Here is a 16,841-nt window from a genome sequence, read left to right as displayed (position 1 = left end):
GGTTCGGAGACTGCGTCCCCATGACCAGCCCTTCCGCCGCGCCGGGGCCAAAACGACACACGGCCCTCCTCACCTTTGCCGAAGGATGGTTGAGGATGGACGTGCTGATCGAGGGCTTGGCCACGTCCGAAGAAGCCGAATGGTTCGGCCGATCCGCTCGCGCTCTTCGCATCAGGCCCTCGCGGTGCGGTGTCGTGGCTGAGGTGGATCTTGGCGGTCGCTTGATCGAGATCGATCCCGGCACGGTCCGCGTCAGCGCCATGGCGATCGATGAAGGTGCCCCGTTCGTACCCGACGACATCGAGACCTCGCCGGATGGCGGCGTGATCAGTCTTGCCTGGACAGCCGCCGATGCGTTCAACCGCCTGGGTGGCGCCGTCCGCCTTCTTCATAGGCAGGCCGGTTCATAGGCCGGCCAGCGGCGGGCCAGCAGTGCCGTCGCTATGACCTTGCAGATCAGCGGCGAAGACACGTTTCATTGGCGATGGCGGCCTTCACCTCGGAGACGTTGCCTACGTCTACCGGGACGCAAGGTTTGATCAGGTTGGCTGAAGAATCTTCTAAGCCCTTGAGGCGACTGAGCAGGAGGTCGTCCATCTTGCTCATGCAAGGCTTCTCATCGCTGCCGGCCTTCTTCGTTTCGGACGGCAAACCCTCTTCCCTTTTCTTGATCAAGAGCTTCTAAACGCAAGAACTCCAACATGAATTTGTCAAAAAAAAGCGCCATAACTCCGAGATAAATCGTCACTTTGACAGATAAGGCTATTTATTAATCAACAAAAAACAAGCAGTTTATTGCGGACACCTCTCTCTTTGTACTATTTTTATTACGGCAGATTTCTTTATTATTCCACTGTCGCTGAGGGAAGGGACGTGCTTTATCATAGAAACCACAGAATTCATGGCGTACAGTTCGAGCTCTCTGGTGTTCTGGACATGAGCCGGCTGGGTCGTGACCCGGCTGGGTCGTGACCCGGCTGGGTCGTGACCCGGAGTGACAAACAACAGCTTGTCATTCCGGGCCACCTCCTTAACCAAGCGAGGGCCGCATAATGCCTAACATTCCGCGTATTACGGGCTGCTTCGAGGTAATCGCCAAATGGGCTGCGCTCGGCATCCAACTTGCTTTGCACCTGAAAGTTGAATATCACCCGAGCAAGCGTCACTAAGGCAGAGGCAGGACGGCGGGGGTGCTGCCACACCTACCGCCGTCTTGCCGGTCTTACGCTGCAACCCTGCCATCGTCATTGCAGTTCCGTTAATCATGTAAGTTTCCCACGGGTACGGCAGATGCTATCCGTTGCATGCTACCAGTCCGATCCGCGTCGCGCAGATCTTCGGATACTACCACGTTGACCGCTTCGACGCCGAGCATGCGAAGCCCCACCCTGGTCACGCCGGACCGGCAAATCGCAGGGCCAGGGCATGCGCTCCAGCGCACCGCTCAAGTGTCTCCTCGATGCTGCCGGGCCGGGCAGAGATGGTGCCGATGCCGTCCAGATCGCCACCCGTTCCGACACCGGCGAGCATGCCCTGGGGCATCATGCTCACCAGTGAGGGACAGGCGCGTTCGGGAACCTCAAGGTACCAAATGCCGGTTGCCGCGTCGAAGCGTTGAGGGCCGCCCCACGGGTTGGCCAGCACGATTGGCCCGCCATTGTTCAGATGAACCGTGATCGCACCGTCCGGAGCCGTCTCGGCGCCGGCGACGTCGCCGCGCGACAGGGCGTAACCCACGGCCGTGGCCATCGCCGCTCCCGCCTGTTTGCGTGTCATCTCGCTTATGCCCTCGACGACCTTCTCGGTTTGCTGAAGGTGATGGGAGCTGAGGAAGCCAATCGCGAGGAGGGCTCCAAACAATGTACTCATCCCCATCAGGCACAGAACGGTGACCAGCTTCGAGGCAGCATCCAGAACAGGCCACGAGGTGCTGAAGCGCTTGGACATGCCGAACTCCGGTACGGTGCGTCGAAGCTGCAGCGTAGGGCCTGTGAAATGGCCGCTTCGAGCACCCACACGAGAAGGCACTCATGTGTCCGCGATTTTGCGCCGGCCGAGGTGCTCGCCCATGGGCGGCGATCGCCTGACCAGTGCCTGCTCGGCCTGCTCGAGGAGGCGTAGCTGGTCGATCGTGACGTAGAAGGCCAGGGTGCGGATCAGCCCTTCGATGTGGCGGTCGCCACCCCAGACGACGCCGCGGCGCCGGAGAAAATCGGCGCGAGCCGTGATCGACCCGAGGGTGCGGCCGGACCGGTCGAGCAGAAAAAGGGCGACGTCGACGGCGTCCGTCCGCCGAAACGCGACGTCGGCGATGCGGTCGCTGACCGCGTTGATCAGCGCTTCGGCGTCCAGCTCGATGCGATGATCATCCGGGCGACCGTCGGGGTGCACATGCTCCATCCGGACATGCCGCCGGCCTTGCGGGAGCAGACTCAGAGAAAGATCGTCCAGCTCGGCCTCGGCCTGCTCGGTTGGGTGGTCGGGCATCGCAGCATCCGTGAAGGGTTGCGGAAACAGTTGGGTGGTGTGCGGCCCGAACGATGGGCCGAGCGGCAACCCGCGATCCGCCGCGAACGCCGGCGCTCGCGGCGCGCCCGGGAAGAGCGCTATTCTCACGTCATGATCCCCCGTCATCGCATGCTCTCCGCCCATCTCATCGCCGCGGTGTGCGTGACCGCCGCCGCGTTGCCCTTCTCCTCGCGCGCGGGCGAACCGATCCGGCTCGTCCCGCGGGGAACTGCGGCGTCCGAGGCCCGCGGAATGCAGATCGGCCGCTGCGCGCCCATTCCCTTCGCCCCCCGCTCTGCGGCCCTTGATGGACAAGCCGAGACCATCCTGCAAGCCTGCGCCGACGCCTTGCACGGAACGACGCTCGATCTCGTCGTGCAGGCCTGGGCCATCCCCGTCCCGGACGCTCCGGACTACGCCGCCGGCCTCGCCGCTTCGCGGGCCGACGCGGTGAGGCGGTGGCTCACCAGCCACCGCGTGCCTCCGGCGCGCGTGACGGTCCGCGGGGAGGCCGGCGGCGTTCACCTCGCGCAGATCCGTTTGCGGCTGCCCGATCTGGACCGTGGTCGCTCCGGCCGCCGTTAGTTCTGTCATGCTCCCGGCGCTCCATTCCCGCGGGTGCCGTGGTACGCCGCTCTGAGACCCGCCGCGATTCCGCGGGCACCGGCCGCCGCGCCGGCGCCGGCCAGCCCGACGAGGCCACGCTGCGCGACGACGTCGGCCATCTGCTGTCCGCCTTTGGGCAGAGCGTTCAGAATGGCGCCGCTCATACCGCCCGTCGCGACATTGCCGGCGCTGTCGAAAATCGAATTGCGCGCGCCGCCGCCGAACAATTTCCCGTGGGCCATCCCCCCCGCTTTCGCCGCACCGGCCTGTCCCGCGGCGGTCACCATGGCGGCGCTGGTGGCGGAGTCCGTGACGCCCGCGATGTTGCTCGCGATGCGCGGAGCCGCGAGATGCAGCAGGACGGACACCAGCCCGACGATGAAGGTGTACCAATATTCCGGGTTGGTGACGTCGAGCAGCTTCTGCAACGCCTCGGGGGAAGGATCGCCGAGCGACACATTTTGAAACTGCGACTGCAGCATGGCCGATGTCGTGCCCATGGCCACCGCGGCGAACACGAGCGTAAAACCGCCGCCCAGCATGAACTTCAACGCTCCCCAGAGGTAGGATCGCGTCGTTCCCCAGGGAAGCCCGACGACGAGCAGCGGTCCGATCGCCGTCACGGCGGCCGTGTAGAAGATGACCTGCACCATGAACGCCATGAAGATGCCGAGGACGAAGCCGAACGGCGCGACGATCAACAGTGTGAGGATCAGGCGGGGAAGTGCCGCGATGTCGTACCAGGCGCCCGGAGCCCCCGCCCGTATCAGCTTCAGCACGAGCGGAAAGACCGTGCCCTCGACCTCGCGCCACAGAGCCGTGTACCAGGCGCTGTCACCAACCGGCGGCACGCTCGCCGTTCCGCCGAAGGCCGACTGCGCGGTGCCCAGCACGTAGGCGGCCACGCCCATGAAGGTTTGCTCGCCCGCCGTCACGATGTTGTCGAGTATCCACTGCGGCGCCGAGAGGATGCCGACCATCGCCAGCAGCCAGCCGACGCGGCCGAGGAACGTTTCCAGGAAGCGCGGGATCTGGCTCGGCTGGAGAAAGATCTGAACGGCGAACAGATAAATCCACAGGAGGCCGAGCATGCGTCCGAAGCTGGACGCCGGGCCGACGAGGTTCTTGAAGCTCGCCTCACGGAACGTCCGGCTTGCCTTTTCGATGCGCTCGGTCAGGCCGCAGGCGATGCAGGACGGGTCGGAGCTCTGCGCCTGAGCGGTGTCGGGAAGCAGGATCACCAGCGCCACGAAGAAAGAGCAGGCGATGGCTGTGGCGAGGACCCGGTCATCGTTTTTCATGTCTGGCCCCCTTCGTCCGGCGGTGACGGTGTCGATGCCGGCGGCCGGCGGATAAAGGCATAGTCGATCACAGCGCAGATTGCCGGCACGGCTGCCAGTGAGCAAAGTTCAGGCGCGGCGCCCCAGGCCGGCACCGTCAATATGGCGAGTGCACCGCCGGCCATGCCCACGTACCAGTTCCAGCAGCCAATTCGCCATGCGACGGTACTCTTCGGCGGCGCTTGGCGGCGCCACGGAGCACTTGGCCATCGCCGGCGAGTGAAGGTCCCTGCCGCCACTAGGGCGATCAGCAGGGCCAAGCTACCGACGTATGGAATGATCTCAAACATGCTCGATATGCCTCATCAAATCCACGCCGGTGGCAATCATGGGCGCCGCGAAGAAGGCGATGGCGATGGCTGTGGCGAGGACCCGGTCATCGTTTTTCATGTCTGGCTTCCTTCGTCCGGCGGTGACGGGCGTGGATCGCGAATGCGGCGCACGGGCCGAATGATCCAGCGTTCGATGAAGGGCACGCGCAGCATGCCGCGGTCGACCGCGATGACGATGATGGTCAGCACCAGCAGCACGGCGAGCGTGATCGACGCCAGATCGAAGATCCACTGCGCCATCCGGGTCAGACGGAGAAAACCGTCGGCGGGATCGAAAGGCCGGGGAATGGTGGTCGCGTCCATGGCGCCGTCATCCCACCAGTTGCCGGGTGAGATCCGCCACCAGCTGCGCATCGCCGGCCCTTTTGGCCGCCGCGAGGCGGAGCAGCAGATCCGCGCTGATCCCGACATCCTCGCAGAGGGCCGCGGCCTGCAGGCGATGCGCGTCGCGCCGACGGTCACGTTCGGCCTGCAGCTCGTCCATGGCCTTGCGCTGATCGTCGCGGGCCTGACGCAACGTCTCGCGGAACTGCGCCAGCTCATCCGCGAGTTTGCGCACGCGGCGGCTGGTGCGGTAAACGGCACGCTCGCGCCCGTCGGCCGGTTCGTCGCCGTCGAGATCGATTCCCATCACCCCCTTGTCTGCGTCTTTCTCGCGGTTCTTCGGTGGCCGGCCACGCCCCTGGCGCGGCCGGTCCATGAGCGTGCCGCCGCTCGGACGATCGTCCTCCTGGCCCGTCTCGTCGCCGTTGTTCCGGATGTCCATATCGCGGATGTCTCCTTGGTGCTGACCGATGCCCGGCCAGCCTACGGAGGTGTGCCCGGTGTTTTCGAGCACCGGCGGAACGCAGCGGCGGCGCATCATCGGTTGGCGTTGATCCACGCGCTCATTTCCGCCCGGTCGAGACCATCCGGCACGGACAGGCCGCGACGCTGTGCAATTCTGCGCGCAAAGTTCATCTGATCGGCGCTGGGCGGCTGCCCCGGAAGCGCCCCTTCCACCGAACCGCGCCGCCGCTCCACCACGCCCCTTCGCTCCATCGCGTCGCCTTCATGCCGGCCACCGGTGTGACGCCCGTTGCGGGGGGATTGCCCACCATCGCCACCGTCCAACGGTAAGTCGGCTCCCAGCATCCGGCGCAGGCCGTCACGAAACTCGCGATCCTCCGGAGCGTTGCGCAGACGCCCGATCAGATGCGCAAGCAAGGGTCGGTCGTCCGGCCAAACCGCTCCTTCGAAACGCACAAGCCCCCCAGCTTTCGACCGTGCACGGTACCGCCGAACACGCGCGGCGTTCTTGGACAGAAACCGGTCGCCCATCACGCATCCCCGTTCCGCCAAGTACGCCACCAATGCATACCGCTCCTCGGCCATCTCAAGATCCCGGCCTGCGCGTCGCGATCCCCGTCCATCGTCGATGCCGATAGACTCGCTGCCGGCGCTTCCCCTCGGCCGGCTTCACCGGCGCAATCGCTTTCGTTTCCGAAGCCGTCGCCCAGCATCCGGCGCAGGCCGTCACGAAACTCGCGATCCTCCGGAGCGTTGCGCAGACGCCCGATCAGATACGCAAGCAAGGGTCGGTCGTCCGGCCAAACCGCTCCTTCGAAACGCACAAGCCCCCCGGCTTTCATCCGTGTGCGGCATCGCCTGATGCGTGCGGCGTTCTTGGTCCGCGGCCGATCGCCCATCACGCACCATGCCGATTGGTTTCAGGCCGACACGGTCGGCGGACCGCGCCTTTCCGGGGCGTCCATCGCACTCCGGCGGTCATCGGCGCCGACCGTGTATTACATGTCATACGGAAGCGAAATGGTGGCATGGGTGTCCTCCACGGTGAAACCTGGCCAGCCTACGGACATGCGACCTCCGTGTTCGAGCACCGGCGGTTTCGAACCGCATGCCGCATGTCGACGCCGAGCCGATGGCTACACCCAACGCCCGGCGGAACACGCCGTGATTTGCCTGTCATGACAGAGCCCAAAGCATTACCGGTAATGACATGATCGCCCCTTGAAGGGCCGTCATGTGTAATGTCAGGGAAGAGGTGTTTGCGCAATTAGCCATTGTCATACAAAGGCGCATTACCGGTAATGGCTTATCACATTACCGGTAATGTTACCGGTAATGGTTGGAAAGCGCGTGGGCGCCCACGTCCAAATTCTGGGCGCCCAACCCGTTTTTACTGCTGTGGGCGGCGTGTCGAGCAGCCACGGCACCAAGATGGCGAAGGGTAAGGACAACAGGCATGGTGACGTTCGCGAAGGCGTTGGCGCTGATCGGCGAAGCCGAATGGGACGACCGGCACCGGTCCGGACGGCTGGACGAAGGCGACGCGGTGGAGCGCGGGCTGGCGACGGGACGCTACTTCAAGGTCGGTCTGCGATCTCTCCTGCTGCCGGCTCCCCGCGGCCGGAGCGGACCGCCACCGCGCGTCGAACCGCTCCACATCCGGGTGTCGTCGGTGTCGAAGCGGCCGCCGTCGGGAAGCGGTGGCCTCTCGCCGAAGGAGACGGAGGCGCGCCGCGGCCGGGTCTATGTGAAGGCGAAGCGCGGACGGGTCCGTGACCTGCAGGCGGCGGGCGGCGCCTACGACCGCAAAGCGCGGAGCTGGTACGTTCCCGAGGCCCAGTTCGCCGCGGCGGCGCGGGCGCTGGGCCCGGCGATCCAGCGCAAGAGCGGCGGAGCGTCGCGAACCAGCCGCGGTCGGGTGCGCGCCGGATCGGCGGCGGCGTTCCAGCGCTACGTCGAGCGCGCCGACCTGCCGCACGATGAGCGTGTTGCGGAATTGATGGCCGACGGCGACGGCGTGCTGATCAGCTTCGGCACCATCGGCGACGACGCCGACGAACGCGCCGCCTTCTGGGACGCGGTGGAGGCGCGGGAGCGCGTGGACGGTTGCGTTCAGAACCGCGCCATCATCGCCTTGCCCCACGAGCTGGACGGCGACGAGCTGGCGGCGCTCGCCCGCGACCTGATGCGGCCCCTCGCGGAGCGGGGGCTGCCCCATCACGCCGCGGTTCACCGCCCGGACGTCGAGGCCGGGTCCGATCCGCGCAACATTCATCTGCACGCGCTGTGGAGCGAACGTCCGGCGGAACGCACCGCCTCCCACGCCTGGACCTTCGCCGCGCGCAAGGACCGGACGGCGCGCGGGCCGTCCTGGGTCCGCGAATTGCGCGAGCGGTCGGCGGCGACGATCAACCGCCATCTCGACGCCGCCGACGAGCGGCGGCGGGCGGACGGGCGGCCGCTCGTCGGCCGGCGGTTCGACGCCCGTTCCTACGCCGAACGCGGCGAGGCGACACTGCCCGGCGTGCATCTAGGACCGGGACGCTCGGCCCTGGAGCGGGCCGGCGTGCCGACGGCGGCCGGCGTGGTCAACGCGCTGCGCGCCGCGGTGAACGAGCGAGTCGAGACGGCGAGCCGGGCCAACGATCGGCGCGGCCGGGCGGCGATCCTGTCCGGGTCCCCCGGCGTGCCGGTGGAGGCGGCGGAACGTCTCGTCCGTGCGCTCGACCGCCTGGACGAGATCGAACGCCGCCCCGATCCGGCGCTTCGCGCGCGGCGGCGCGCGGCGTGGGCGCGCGCTGCTGCCACGCTCGCCGACGGCCGCCAGGAGCTGGCCGCTTCCGCATTTTCCGAAGCGTCGCTGTTGCTCGGCCTTCTCGGGGATGACGCCCGCGCGCCCGACGCGGCGGAAGCTGCCGCGGCGGTGCGGGCCGCGGGCTGGGCAGCGGCCCGCGCGGCGGCCGGCCATGCCCGCCGGCGGGTCGAAGCGCACCACAACGAACGCGCCGCCGACGCGGATGCCCTTCGTGCCGGGCGGATGTCGCCGGCCGAGGCCTTCGCTCGCGAAGGCGAGCGGCGCGCCGACGAGCGCGAGACCGCCCGGCTTCGCGTAGCGCTGCTGGAGATGATGGAGCCGGACGCCGACACCGCCCGCCGCCGGCGCGCGCGGCGAGATCTTGATCGGGCGGAGGAGCGGTGTGCCGTGGTGGCGCGGATCTCCGGGCCGGCACCGCTTGAGCCCGCTGTCGTGCTGCTGGAGCTTGGCGCAACCCCAGCCGGTCCGGATGCGATGCCGCATCCGCCCCAGCGCCGCCGGTCCCGTAACGTGGAGCGGTGAGCGGGAAAAAAACGCATCGCCGGTGCTCGAAATCCGGCGACGCACCTCCGTAGGCTCTGGGGCACCTTCCATTCTTCTGCACAGGTGTCCCTCTCATGAACGAGCGTTTTCCCGATCGCCATGCGTCCATGGCCGCTCTGGTGATCCTGATCACCGTGGCTTTGCCGTCCGCGGCGTTCGCAGTGACCGCGGACCCTTTCCAACCAACGGTCGCCGCGGGCAACGCGGTCACCAACTTCGCCATCTGGGGCGTCCGGATGCTCGGGTTCATTGGGCTCGTGGTCGCCGCGGTGAAGGCCTACTTCAAGAAATTCGACTTTATTTTCTTGGCAAGCGTGGTGGCCGGAATCCTGCTGGTCGCGTCGGCACCGCTGATCATCAATTACGCCTTCAGCCTCGGCGGCCTGTCCGACGCGTCGTCGGTCGGTAGCTACACGCCGATCAAGTAACGGCGATGGCCGCGGCCCGGCGCCTGACGACCCCGGTGTACACGGCGGTCGCCTATCCGCTCCACATGCTCTGGGTGCCCCTCCAGCTGTGGTGCCTGAACATCGTCGTCGGCACGGTTGCCGGGGTTGCCGTCGGCCTGGCCGACGGCACGCTGGTGCGGACCGAGCTGACGGCGGTGCTGTGCATCGGCATGCACCTCTATTTCGCGCGCTGCTTCCGCCGCGACCGTCACATCGTCGCGGTGTGGCGCGCCCGCTTCGATCCCCGCGCGCCGATGTCTCCGGCCTCGCGCCCCCGCATGATCCTGATGCGGCGCGGACTCATAGGAGCCGATCCATGAGCGTCTCGCTGGCCGCCCTGGACGACCTGCTCCGGGGAGGGAGCTCCTGGTGGGAAGTCGCGGCGACCTGGGTGTCGGTCGTCGGCATCGCCGTGGGGTTGGGCATCGCCCTCGTGCCGCCTCTCGGGCGGCTGGCCGTGCCGCCGCTGCGGCGGACGAAGCTCAGCGAGTATGTGCTGTTCGACAAGATCCTGTCCGACGGCCGGACGCTGCGCAGCCGCAACGGCACGCTCAGCGTCGCGATCGAGCTTGCCGGCCTCGACTATTCCGGCGCCAACGAAGAGGTCCGCTACGAGCGGCGCGACCGGCGCCGGCAGATGTTCCAGCTCCTGTCCGAGATCGACGTGCATGTCCGCGTCTTCGACCTGCGGGAGCGCGTCCCGGCATCGCCGCCGCAGCGTAGGGCCGCCCGCGGCAACGCGGCGGGGCTGGCGCTGCGCAGCCGGGTAATTGGGCGGTGGGAGGCGCAGTTCAAACGCGCCTACCGCAACCGCCACGTCGTCGTGCTCAGCGTGCGCGGCAACGGCGACGACGCGCGCGCCCGGCTCGAGAGCGCGCGCGCCCAGGTGTGGAAGGCGCTGGAGGATTTCCAGCCCATGGATCTGGGCGAGGTGGGCCTGGAGGAGGGAAGCCAGCCGGCCAGCACCCTGCTCGAATTCTGGGGGCATCTGGTCAGCCGGGTGACGCGGCCGTCCCCGGTCGGGCGCCTGGACGTGGCGCGGCTGGTCGCGGTGGATTCGGTCGACCTCAATCCCGACAGCGGCCTGATGATCCATTCCCATGGCCAGAGCAAGGCTTACGCGCAGGTGATCACCCTCAGCAGCTGGGGCGGGGCGACGCCCGAGGAGCTGGTCGCTCGGCTGCAGGCGTTGGACGGCGAGCTGCTGGTGCTCAACGCCGCCTATGTGCATTCGGAGATGGGTGGGACGTTCACGCTGGACCAGCTCGAACGCGGCGCCGCCTCGACCTGGGTGTCCCAGCAGGCGGCGGCCGAGTTCCTGGAGGTCAAGGAAATGATCGCTCCGAATTCCCGGGAACGGGAGCGGCTGGTCCGCCATGCCCTGACCGTTTTCGCCTTCGGCGACAGCCCGGACGAAGCGGCCCGCGTCCAGAAGCAGGTTGAGGCGGTGTTTCAGACCTTCCATGCGGAAACCGTGGTCGAGCGGGACCTGGCCGGGGTGCTGTGGTGGTCGATGCTGCCCGGATGGGAGGACTGGAGCTTCATCCGCGAGGTTCGCGCCGTTTGCCAGAACGTCGCCGACCTCGTGGTCTTCGAAACGCCGAAGGCCGGGCTTCCCCGCTCGGGGTGGGGGAGCGGCGCGGGCGACAGCTGGATCTTGCGCGCTCTGACCGCGTCCGGAACGCCCTACTACGTCAACCTTCACGAGACGGCCAAGCGCGACGCGCTCGCCCACACCATCATCTTCGGGCGCACGGGGTCGGGCAAGACGACGGTGGCCGACCTTCTGGTGATCGGCGCCCTGGAGCACTTCCCGGGACTGATCGCCACCCTGTTCGATTCGCGGTTCGGCCAGTATGTCGCCACGACCATGTGCGGCGGGCGCTACGTCAGCTTGCTGTCGGATCGCCCGGGCGGGGAAACGGACGCGCAGCTTCAGCCGCTGCAGCGTCCGCCGACCACCGCGGTGCGCGCCCATCTGGCGAAGCTGTTCCGGCTGCTCACCGGCCTGTCGGACCCCGACAGCGAGCGGATGTACCAGAAGGCGGTCAACGCGCTCGTGCGCATGGAAAGCGCCGGCACGCCGATGGACGAACGGACTCTGGCCACGGTGGTGGAGGCGGGGTTCGATCCCGGCTCGCCGGCCTTCACCCAGATGCAGCGTTGGCTTCCCGGCGGGACCTACGGATCGGTGTTCTCGGGCACCGAGCGCGTGCCGATCGGTGAGAGCGACCTGCTCGCCTTCGACTTCACCACCGTCCTGAAGGACCCGGTGCTGGCGCCCCCGCTGGTCGAGGATGTGGCCTATCTGGTGACGGAGCGCGTGCGCCGGGAAGGCCGCGGCGGAATCATCCTGATCGACGAGACCGCGGCGCTGTGGAGCAGCGACGAATTCCTGAAGAACGGCATCGACTGGATGCAGCAGGTGCGAAAGGACTTCATCGCGGTGATGACGCTGTGGCAGCGGCCGTCGTCCCTGTCGGAGATCCACCCCAACCTGCCGAAGATCATGCGGTCGCAGACGGCAACGTGGATCTTCCATCCCGACCGCGGGGCGAAGTACGCGGACTACGAGGAGTGGCTGACGCCGGAGGAGTTCGCCTTCGTGGACGGGTCGGACCGCAGCTACGACCACATGGAGCACCCGGTCCTTCTCAAGAAACCGAACGCCGGGGAATCGGCGGTGCTCGAATTCTCGACGGCCGCTCTGGGAGACTTGGCCTGCTGCTTCGCCTCCGACGTCGGGTGCGTCGAGCGGGCGCGGCATTTGAAGGACTGGGACCCGGTCGATTGGCGCGACGCGTATCTGGACGAATTCGGAACGGAGAGGGCGGCCTCATGACGGCGTGGTGGCGTAGAGCGGTCGGCGGTGCGGGCCGCCTGTTGATGCGGGCGGCCGGCGAGCCGCGGGGCGAAGTCGAGAAAGACCATGGCGGTGGGCCGCCCCAAAGCGGCATGGCGGGGGTCGGTCGGCGGGCCGTGCCGGCTCTGCTGCTCGGCGTCGGGGCAACGGCGCTTTTTGCGAAGCCGGCGCAGGCGGTGTGCTGCCCGCCGACCGTCTACGACCCGATGGTCGATGCGTCGGTTCAGGGCGTCAACGCGACCTTGAAGGGCGTGATCGACAAGCTGGCGGAAATCCGCGCCCTGCAGTCGCAGATGCTCGATGGCCAGGGGCGGGGCTCCAGCGTCGCCGACCTCGCGCCCGAGGTCCAGAGCATGTTGAAGAGCGTCCTGGGCGGGGCGGGCGCGGTAAGCCTGGGCGCATTGGGTGGAACGGCGCGGACCGCGTCGAGCACATCGATGCCGCTCAACCTGCAGCGTGGGCTGACGGCGTTTCAAGGCGAGCCCTCCACCGTCTTCAAGACTCCGGCGGATGGAGCCGTCCGTTCCCGCCAATGCTTCGCCCCACCCGCCGGGTCCGACTTGGCTGGAATCGAACGGGTGCAGCGCCGACGGGTGGCCGAAGGGAGAAACGCGGCGTTCGACGGTCTGGGCACCGCCTATCACGGCATCGCCAGCAGTCAGGCCGGAAACGAGCGCCTGGCCCAGCTCAGCGACGGGATGAACAACGCGGCGAGCGAACGGGCGCAGAACGCGGCCATCGGAGCGGCGCTGATCGGGCTTTTGGAGGAATCCCAGACCACGAACCGCCTGCTGGCGGCCCTGCTGCGGATCCACGCCGCAGAGGCTCTGCGCCGGGAGGACATCGGGCCGGGCTACAAGCCCTTGTTGGAGGATGCGTAAGTGGTGCGACCGCTTCTGGCGCTGTGCGCCCTGATCCTGGCCGGCTGCTCGTCCGGCGGGTCCGTCGACCTTCCCCGCCAGAGGATCGGCGGCGGTATGGATGACCGGCAACGCAGCCCCTGCGCCTGCGTCGAGTTGCCGTTGTCGAGGTCGCCGGCCGGGCTCCCGCCCGCGGCGTCCGCCGCCTGACGTCCGGAGATCCTCATGTTCGGCGCCGGTTCACGAAGCGATAGCAACCTCGTCGCGGTCGAGCGGGTGTGGGACAAGCACGACAGCGGCGACGGGATCGGCGTGGTCGGCTGGGTCGCCCGCCTTCTCGGCATCCTGCTGTGCCTGTCGATGGCCCTGAACATCACGCTCGGCCAGGCGCTCGTCCGGCTCACGCCGCTGAAGGAGAAGATCCCATACGCGATCACCGTCGCCCCGGCGATGGATGCGGTGGTCGAAGCGGCGCCCCTGCGGCGGCAGACCACCAGCTTCGCGGTCACCGAAAGGGCGTGGGTCGCCCAGTATGTCCGCATCCGCGAGGGCGTGGTGGCCGACGAGGGGCTGATGAAGGTGCGGATGCGGCCAACAGACGGCTGGGTCGCCCGGCGGTCGACGACGGAGGTCTACGAGGGCTTCCGGGCGCGCAACCAGAAGCTGGTGATCCAGGCCTTGGCGCGCGGGGCCGAGCGCGCCGTCAAGATCGAGTCCATCAACCTGGCGTCTCCGGGCCTGTACTACGTCGACTTCACGGTGCGCGACACCGAGAAGGGCATGGATCTGGGCACGCAGTCCCTGCGGGTGCTGCTCCGGATCGGCTATCCGGAGCTGGTGGAGTTGGACGGGACCATCGTGGAAGGCGAGGGGCTTCTGCCGCAGGACAGCGACCTCGCCTTCGGATTTCGGGTGATTCAATATGACCTTTCGCGCCGTTCCTGACCGCGGGATGCCGGCAAGGTTCCGACATGGCTTCGCACTCGGCCTCGCCGTCGTCCTGCTGGCCTCCTGCGCGCTTGCACGCTTGGCTAATGCGCAGGCGGTGCCGCCGGGGCTGGCCACGCCGGACGGGGCGCCGCTTCCCGGGTTGATCGACAGCGTCGCGGAGCCGGGAATAGCGCTGCCCAAGCCGAAGGCCGAACCCGCCGGATCGCCGGACGGCGGCCTCACCCTGCCGCGGCCCGCCGAACGCTCCGGAGGGGGTGCGACGGCGGCGGTGGCCCCCTCGACACGGCAGCCGCGCGGCCTCGACGCCGACGCGCAGAACCGGGGCGACTATCCGGTGCTGCAGCGGTCGGGCGAGGCCGGAGCGGCGCCTGAGGGCACCGGGCCTTACCAGGAGGCGATCCTTCGGGGAGTCTCGCTCGGGCGCATCCAGCCGGCCTGGGACGACGCGGTGCCGGCGCCGGGGCAGGTCGAGCCGGGCACCGTCCGCTTCGCTCACCGGGTCAACCGGGTCATGCCGCTGCGCCTGCGGCTGGGCATGACGACCTCCGTGGTGCTCCCGCCGTGCGAAACGATCAGCCGGGTCTCCTTCGGGGACGAGGAGAGCTTTCCGTGGGAGATCCCCGACGGGCATGCGAACCTGCTCCTCGTCCGGCCCGACCGGGCCGGCGTGGACACCGCGATGCAGGTGATCGCCCGCAGCGGCCGGCTCTACACTTTCTACCTGCGGTCGGAGACCGTGAAGGCCGCGCAGGTCACCGATCTGACGGCCTTCATCGACGACGACGCCTATTGCGCCCGCTCGGGCCGCACGGCGCGCAGCCCGCTGAGCGTCGAGGTCGGACTCAACGGGGCAATGGGGGGAGGTTCCGTCCCGCCGCGCGGCGGCTACGACCGCGCCAGCCTGTGGCGGGAGGAGCGGGCCGAGGAGGGCGCTCCCGACGGCGGGGCCGGCGGGGGCGACTTCGCCACGGTGCATCCCTTCCGGGTCGAGGATCTGTCCTTCGACGACATCCGGGTGTTCGCTCCGGACGAGGCCTCGCGCGTGCTGGGTCCGCTTCGCGCCTTCCACGACGGTCGGCGGACCTTCCTCGACTACGGCGAGCGCCTGGGATCGACCCGCCTGCCGGCCGCCTTCCTGCTGGTCGGCGGCGTCGACCAGCCGGTGGCCGTGCGCTGGGGCGGTTCGAAAGGCCAGATCCTGATCATCGACGCGGTCGGCGATCTGACGCTGAAATCCGGCGACCTCTATCTGTGCGTCCGCAACCGCTTCAAGCCGGCTGCGTCGCCCGCCGCCACCGTGGACGCCGCCCTCGGCCGTTGGGGGAGCGCGCCATGAACGCCCCGGCGCCGTCCTGGCGCGCGCTCCTGGCCAAAACCTCCCCGCGGCGGCTCGGGCTGGCCGCCGGGCTGCTCGGGGCCCTGGCGGCCCTTGCCCTGTCGCTGGGCGGGGAGGGCGAGAAGCCCGCTCCGCCGCCACCGCCGACGCCGCCACGGGCGGCGCCCGAACCGCTCGAGCTGTCCGCTCCTCTGGTCGCAGCCGCTCCGGCCCCTCCGCCGGCGCAGGAGCCGGCGCCGGCTCCCGGGCGTCTGCTGGCCATCCCGTCGTCGGTCGAGACGATGCCGGGAATGGCCGCACCCATCGTCGTGCACAACGTCGGCGGGACCGCGGTGACGGTCAGCGAACTCGTCGTGACCGGCGGCGTGGCGGCGGCGTCGGGATGCGGCGGCGCGCTCGAGCCCGGGGCCTCCTGCCGGATCGAGCTGGCCGTGACGGCTGCCGGCGCCGGCGAGGTGATCGGAGTGGGCGGGTCCGGCGTCGCGCTGCGCGTGCCCTACCGGGTCGCGGCCCCACCGGCCGAAGCGGCGCCACCGCGCGACCGCTACGCCGAGCTGGTGGAAGCGGCGCGCGCCGACCATCTCGCCGGGCTGGGCCGGAGCCGCATCGTGGACACGGCGGCGCCGCGGAGCGACGGCCGTCTGTCGCGCGGTCCGTCCATGTCGACCTCCGGGAAACCCGCAGGTGCGGCGTCGGAGGCGGCAAGCTACGGGGAGGACTATCCACGGGTGGTGTCCAGCCAGCCGGTGGACCTCTCCCGGACGGTGCTCCAGGACACCCCGATCCCGCTCGTCCTCACACGGTCGGTGAATTCCCAGATCGGCGGGCCGGTCACCGCCATGGTCGAGCGCGACGTCTACGGCGCCGACGGAAAGACCGTGGTCATTCCCGCCGGCAGCACGATGCACGGGCGCTACGAGGGCATGCGTCGGGGCGAAACGCGGCTGCGCACGGAGTTCACCCGGTTGGTGCGGGCCGTCGACCACGCGCAGTTCGACCTGCGCGCCAGCCCGGGCGTCGGCGCCGATCTGATGGGCCGGGCCGGCCTCGTGGACGATCTCAACCAGCGCGTCGCCGAGCGGTACGGCGGGGCCGTGATCGCCGGGGCGATCGAGATCGCCGGCAGCGTCATCGAGCAGCGGTTGGCACGCCAGGGCGAGGGCACGGCCGACGGCCAGACGGTGGTGGTGGCGGGTGGCCAGGCCAACCGGAACGCCCAGTCGATTGCCCGCCTACTGCTGGAGCGGAATCTCGACCTGACCGACGTCCACATCGTTCATGGGGGCTATCAGTTCCTGGTGTCGCCCTCGGTCGATCTGTGGCTGGCCCGCCCCGGCGAACGGTCGGCGGACCAGGCTGTGCGCACCGCCGGGGCGGGAACCACGACGGGCGCGGGCGCCGCTGCGACGACCAGGCCGGTCGTGCTGCCGCCGCCCCAGTGAGGAGAAG

18 protein-coding genes are annotated in these 16,841 nt (G+C 68.7%); 11 read left to right on the top strand and 7 right to left on the bottom strand.

Going from position 1 to position 16,841, the window contains the following annotated elements:
• Positions 1 to 20 precede the first annotated feature (20 nt).
• The gene (locus Sp245p_RS30950) at positions 21 to 410 is read left to right on the top strand and encodes a hypothetical protein (protein ID WP_144019442.1); all 390 of its coding nucleotides are present in this window, start codon (positions 21 to 23) and stop codon (positions 408 to 410) included.
• Positions 411 to 456: 46 nt separating this feature from the next.
• Here Sp245p_RS30950 and Sp245p_RS35275 read toward each other — a convergent pair whose 3' ends face one another.
• The 3 genes from Sp245p_RS35275 to Sp245p_RS35270 form a co-directional block, all read right to left on the bottom strand.
• On the bottom strand, positions 457 to 606 hold the full coding sequence (locus Sp245p_RS35275) for a hypothetical protein (protein ID WP_158310478.1): 150 nt from the start codon (positions 604 to 606) through the stop codon (positions 457 to 459).
• Positions 607 to 1,392: 786 nt separating this feature from the next.
• Positions 1,393 to 1,947 carry a hypothetical protein gene (locus tag Sp245p_RS30945; protein WP_014242620.1) on the bottom strand — a complete coding sequence of 185 codons (555 nt, stop codon included), beginning with the start codon at positions 1,945 to 1,947 and terminating at the stop codon, positions 1,393 to 1,395.
• 81 nt (positions 1,948 to 2,028) lie between these two features.
• Positions 2,029 to 2,634, bottom strand: coding sequence for a hypothetical protein (locus Sp245p_RS35270; RefSeq protein ID WP_041814732.1), 606 nt, complete (start codon positions 2,632 to 2,634; stop codon positions 2,029 to 2,031).
• Between Sp245p_RS35270 and Sp245p_RS35265 the strand changes: the two genes are divergently transcribed.
• A complete protein-coding gene (locus tag Sp245p_RS35265) occupies positions 2,620 to 3,093 on the top strand; it encodes an OmpA family protein (protein ID WP_158310477.1) in 474 nt (157 codons plus the stop codon). The two genes, Sp245p_RS35270 and Sp245p_RS35265, sit on opposite strands and share 15 nt — an antisense overlap.
• Before the next feature lie 5 nt (positions 3,094 to 3,098).
• Here the strand turns inward: Sp245p_RS35265 and Sp245p_RS30930 are convergent, their stop codons facing one another.
• The 4 genes from Sp245p_RS30930 to Sp245p_RS30915 form a co-directional block, all read right to left on the bottom strand.
• On the bottom strand, positions 3,099 to 4,520 hold the full coding sequence (locus Sp245p_RS30930; RefSeq protein ID WP_165360026.1) for a type IV secretion system protein: 1,422 nt from the start codon (positions 4,518 to 4,520) through the stop codon (positions 3,099 to 3,101).
• 320 nt (positions 4,521 to 4,840) lie between these two features.
• Positions 4,841 to 5,089 (bottom strand): hypothetical protein, encoded by a 249-nt coding sequence (locus tag Sp245p_RS30925; RefSeq protein ID WP_014242617.1) that lies wholly within the window; start codon positions 5,087 to 5,089, stop codon positions 4,841 to 4,843.
• Positions 5,090 to 5,096: 7 nt separating this feature from the next.
• On the bottom strand, positions 5,097 to 5,669 hold the full coding sequence (locus Sp245p_RS30920; RefSeq protein WP_129557275.1) for a hypothetical protein: 573 nt from the start codon (positions 5,667 to 5,669) through the stop codon (positions 5,097 to 5,099).
• On the bottom strand, positions 5,648 to 6,160 hold the full coding sequence (locus tag Sp245p_RS30915) for a hypothetical protein (protein ID WP_129557274.1): 513 nt from the start codon (positions 6,158 to 6,160) through the stop codon (positions 5,648 to 5,650). Before Sp245p_RS30915 ends, Sp245p_RS30920 begins: the two co-directional genes overlap by 22 nt.
• Before the next feature lie 871 nt (positions 6,161 to 7,031).
• Between Sp245p_RS30915 and Sp245p_RS30910 the strand changes: the two genes are divergently transcribed.
• From Sp245p_RS30910 to Sp245p_RS30870, 9 genes are all read left to right on the top strand, one after another.
• Positions 7,032 to 8,912 carry a MobA/MobL family protein gene (locus tag Sp245p_RS30910; RefSeq protein ID WP_109139230.1) on the top strand — a complete coding sequence of 627 codons (1,881 nt, stop codon included), beginning with the start codon at positions 7,032 to 7,034 and terminating at the stop codon, positions 8,910 to 8,912.
• A 95-nt stretch (positions 8,913 to 9,007) separates the two neighbouring features.
• Complete coding sequence (locus Sp245p_RS30905; protein WP_129557273.1) at positions 9,008 to 9,361, top strand: hypothetical protein; 354 nt, start codon at positions 9,008 to 9,010, stop codon at positions 9,359 to 9,361.
• Between the two features lie 5 nt (positions 9,362 to 9,366).
• Complete coding sequence (locus Sp245p_RS30900; RefSeq protein WP_014242686.1) at positions 9,367 to 9,702, top strand: hypothetical protein; 336 nt, start codon at positions 9,367 to 9,369, stop codon at positions 9,700 to 9,702.
• Entirely contained in the window at positions 9,699 to 12,224 is a 2,526-nt protein-coding gene (locus Sp245p_RS30895) for a VirB4 family type IV secretion system protein (protein ID WP_014242685.1), read from the top strand. Before Sp245p_RS30900 ends, Sp245p_RS30895 begins: the two co-directional genes overlap by 4 nt.
• Positions 12,221 to 13,126, top strand: a complete 906-nt coding sequence (locus tag Sp245p_RS30890; RefSeq protein WP_165360025.1) for a hypothetical protein — start codon at positions 12,221 to 12,223, stop codon at positions 13,124 to 13,126. The genes Sp245p_RS30895 and Sp245p_RS30890 overlap by 4 nt, the downstream gene beginning before the upstream one ends.
• A complete protein-coding gene (locus tag Sp245p_RS30885) occupies positions 13,127 to 13,315 on the top strand; it encodes a hypothetical protein (RefSeq protein ID WP_109139228.1) in 189 nt (62 codons plus the stop codon).
• Between the two features lie 15 nt (positions 13,316 to 13,330).
• Positions 13,331 to 14,050 carry a VirB8/TrbF family protein gene (locus Sp245p_RS30880; RefSeq protein ID WP_041814756.1) on the top strand — a complete coding sequence of 240 codons (720 nt, stop codon included), beginning with the start codon at positions 13,331 to 13,333 and terminating at the stop codon, positions 14,048 to 14,050.
• A gap of 7 nt (positions 14,051 to 14,057) precedes the next feature.
• A complete protein-coding gene (locus tag Sp245p_RS30875) occupies positions 14,058 to 15,392 on the top strand; it encodes a TrbG/VirB9 family P-type conjugative transfer protein (RefSeq protein ID WP_158310482.1) in 1,335 nt (444 codons plus the stop codon).
• Positions 15,389 to 16,834, top strand: a complete 1,446-nt coding sequence (locus tag Sp245p_RS30870; RefSeq protein ID WP_109139227.1) for a TraB/TrbI/VirB10 family type IV secretion system protein — start codon at positions 15,389 to 15,391, stop codon at positions 16,832 to 16,834. Before Sp245p_RS30875 ends, Sp245p_RS30870 begins: the two co-directional genes overlap by 4 nt.
• Positions 16,835 to 16,841: the final 7 nt, after the last annotated feature.

Origin of the sequence: Azospirillum baldaniorum (assembly GCF_003119195.2) — a bacterium.
Lineage (GTDB): Bacteria > Pseudomonadota > Alphaproteobacteria > Azospirillales > Azospirillaceae > Azospirillum > Azospirillum baldaniorum.
The sequence above is the reverse complement of the archived record's forward strand: the minus strand, read 5'-3'. Positions and strand labels throughout refer to the sequence as shown.

Excerpts from the sequence above, each read along its gene's own strand:
- Sp245p_RS30915 (WP_129557274.1), bottom strand. The coding sequence starts at position 6,160 with ATGGCCGAGGAGCGGTATGCATTGGTGGCGTACTTGGCGGAACGGGGA.
- Sp245p_RS35270 (WP_041814732.1), bottom strand. The coding sequence starts at position 2,634 with ATGACGGGGGATCATGACGTGAGAATAGCGCTCTTCCCGGGCGCGCCG.
- Sp245p_RS30925 (WP_014242617.1), bottom strand. The coding sequence starts at position 5,089 with ATGGACGCGACCACCATTCCCCGGCCTTTCGATCCCGCCGACGGTTTT.
- Sp245p_RS30910 (WP_109139230.1), top strand. The coding sequence starts at position 7,032 with ATGGTGACGTTCGCGAAGGCGTTGGCGCTGATCGGCGAAGCCGAATGG.
- Sp245p_RS30895 (WP_014242685.1), top strand. The coding sequence starts at position 9,699 with ATGAGCGTCTCGCTGGCCGCCCTGGACGACCTGCTCCGGGGAGGGAGC.
- Sp245p_RS30900 (WP_014242686.1), top strand. The coding sequence starts at position 9,367 with ATGGCCGCGGCCCGGCGCCTGACGACCCCGGTGTACACGGCGGTCGCC.
- Sp245p_RS30945 (WP_014242620.1), bottom strand. The coding sequence starts at position 1,947 with ATGTCCAAGCGCTTCAGCACCTCGTGGCCTGTTCTGGATGCTGCCTCG.
- Sp245p_RS30890 (WP_165360025.1), top strand. The coding sequence starts at position 12,221 with ATGACGGCGTGGTGGCGTAGAGCGGTCGGCGGTGCGGGCCGCCTGTTG.
- Sp245p_RS30880 (WP_041814756.1), top strand. The coding sequence starts at position 13,331 with ATGTTCGGCGCCGGTTCACGAAGCGATAGCAACCTCGTCGCGGTCGAG.
- Sp245p_RS30875 (WP_158310482.1), top strand. The coding sequence starts at position 14,058 with ATGCCGGCAAGGTTCCGACATGGCTTCGCACTCGGCCTCGCCGTCGTC.
- Sp245p_RS30905 (WP_129557273.1), top strand. The coding sequence starts at position 9,008 with ATGAACGAGCGTTTTCCCGATCGCCATGCGTCCATGGCCGCTCTGGTG.
- Sp245p_RS35265 (WP_158310477.1), top strand. The coding sequence starts at position 2,620 with ATGATCCCCCGTCATCGCATGCTCTCCGCCCATCTCATCGCCGCGGTG.
- Sp245p_RS35275 (WP_158310478.1), bottom strand. The coding sequence starts at position 606 with ATGAGCAAGATGGACGACCTCCTGCTCAGTCGCCTCAAGGGCTTAGAA.
- Sp245p_RS30870 (WP_109139227.1), top strand. The coding sequence starts at position 15,389 with ATGAACGCCCCGGCGCCGTCCTGGCGCGCGCTCCTGGCCAAAACCTCC.
- Sp245p_RS30950 (WP_144019442.1), top strand. The coding sequence starts at position 21 with ATGACCAGCCCTTCCGCCGCGCCGGGGCCAAAACGACACACGGCCCTC.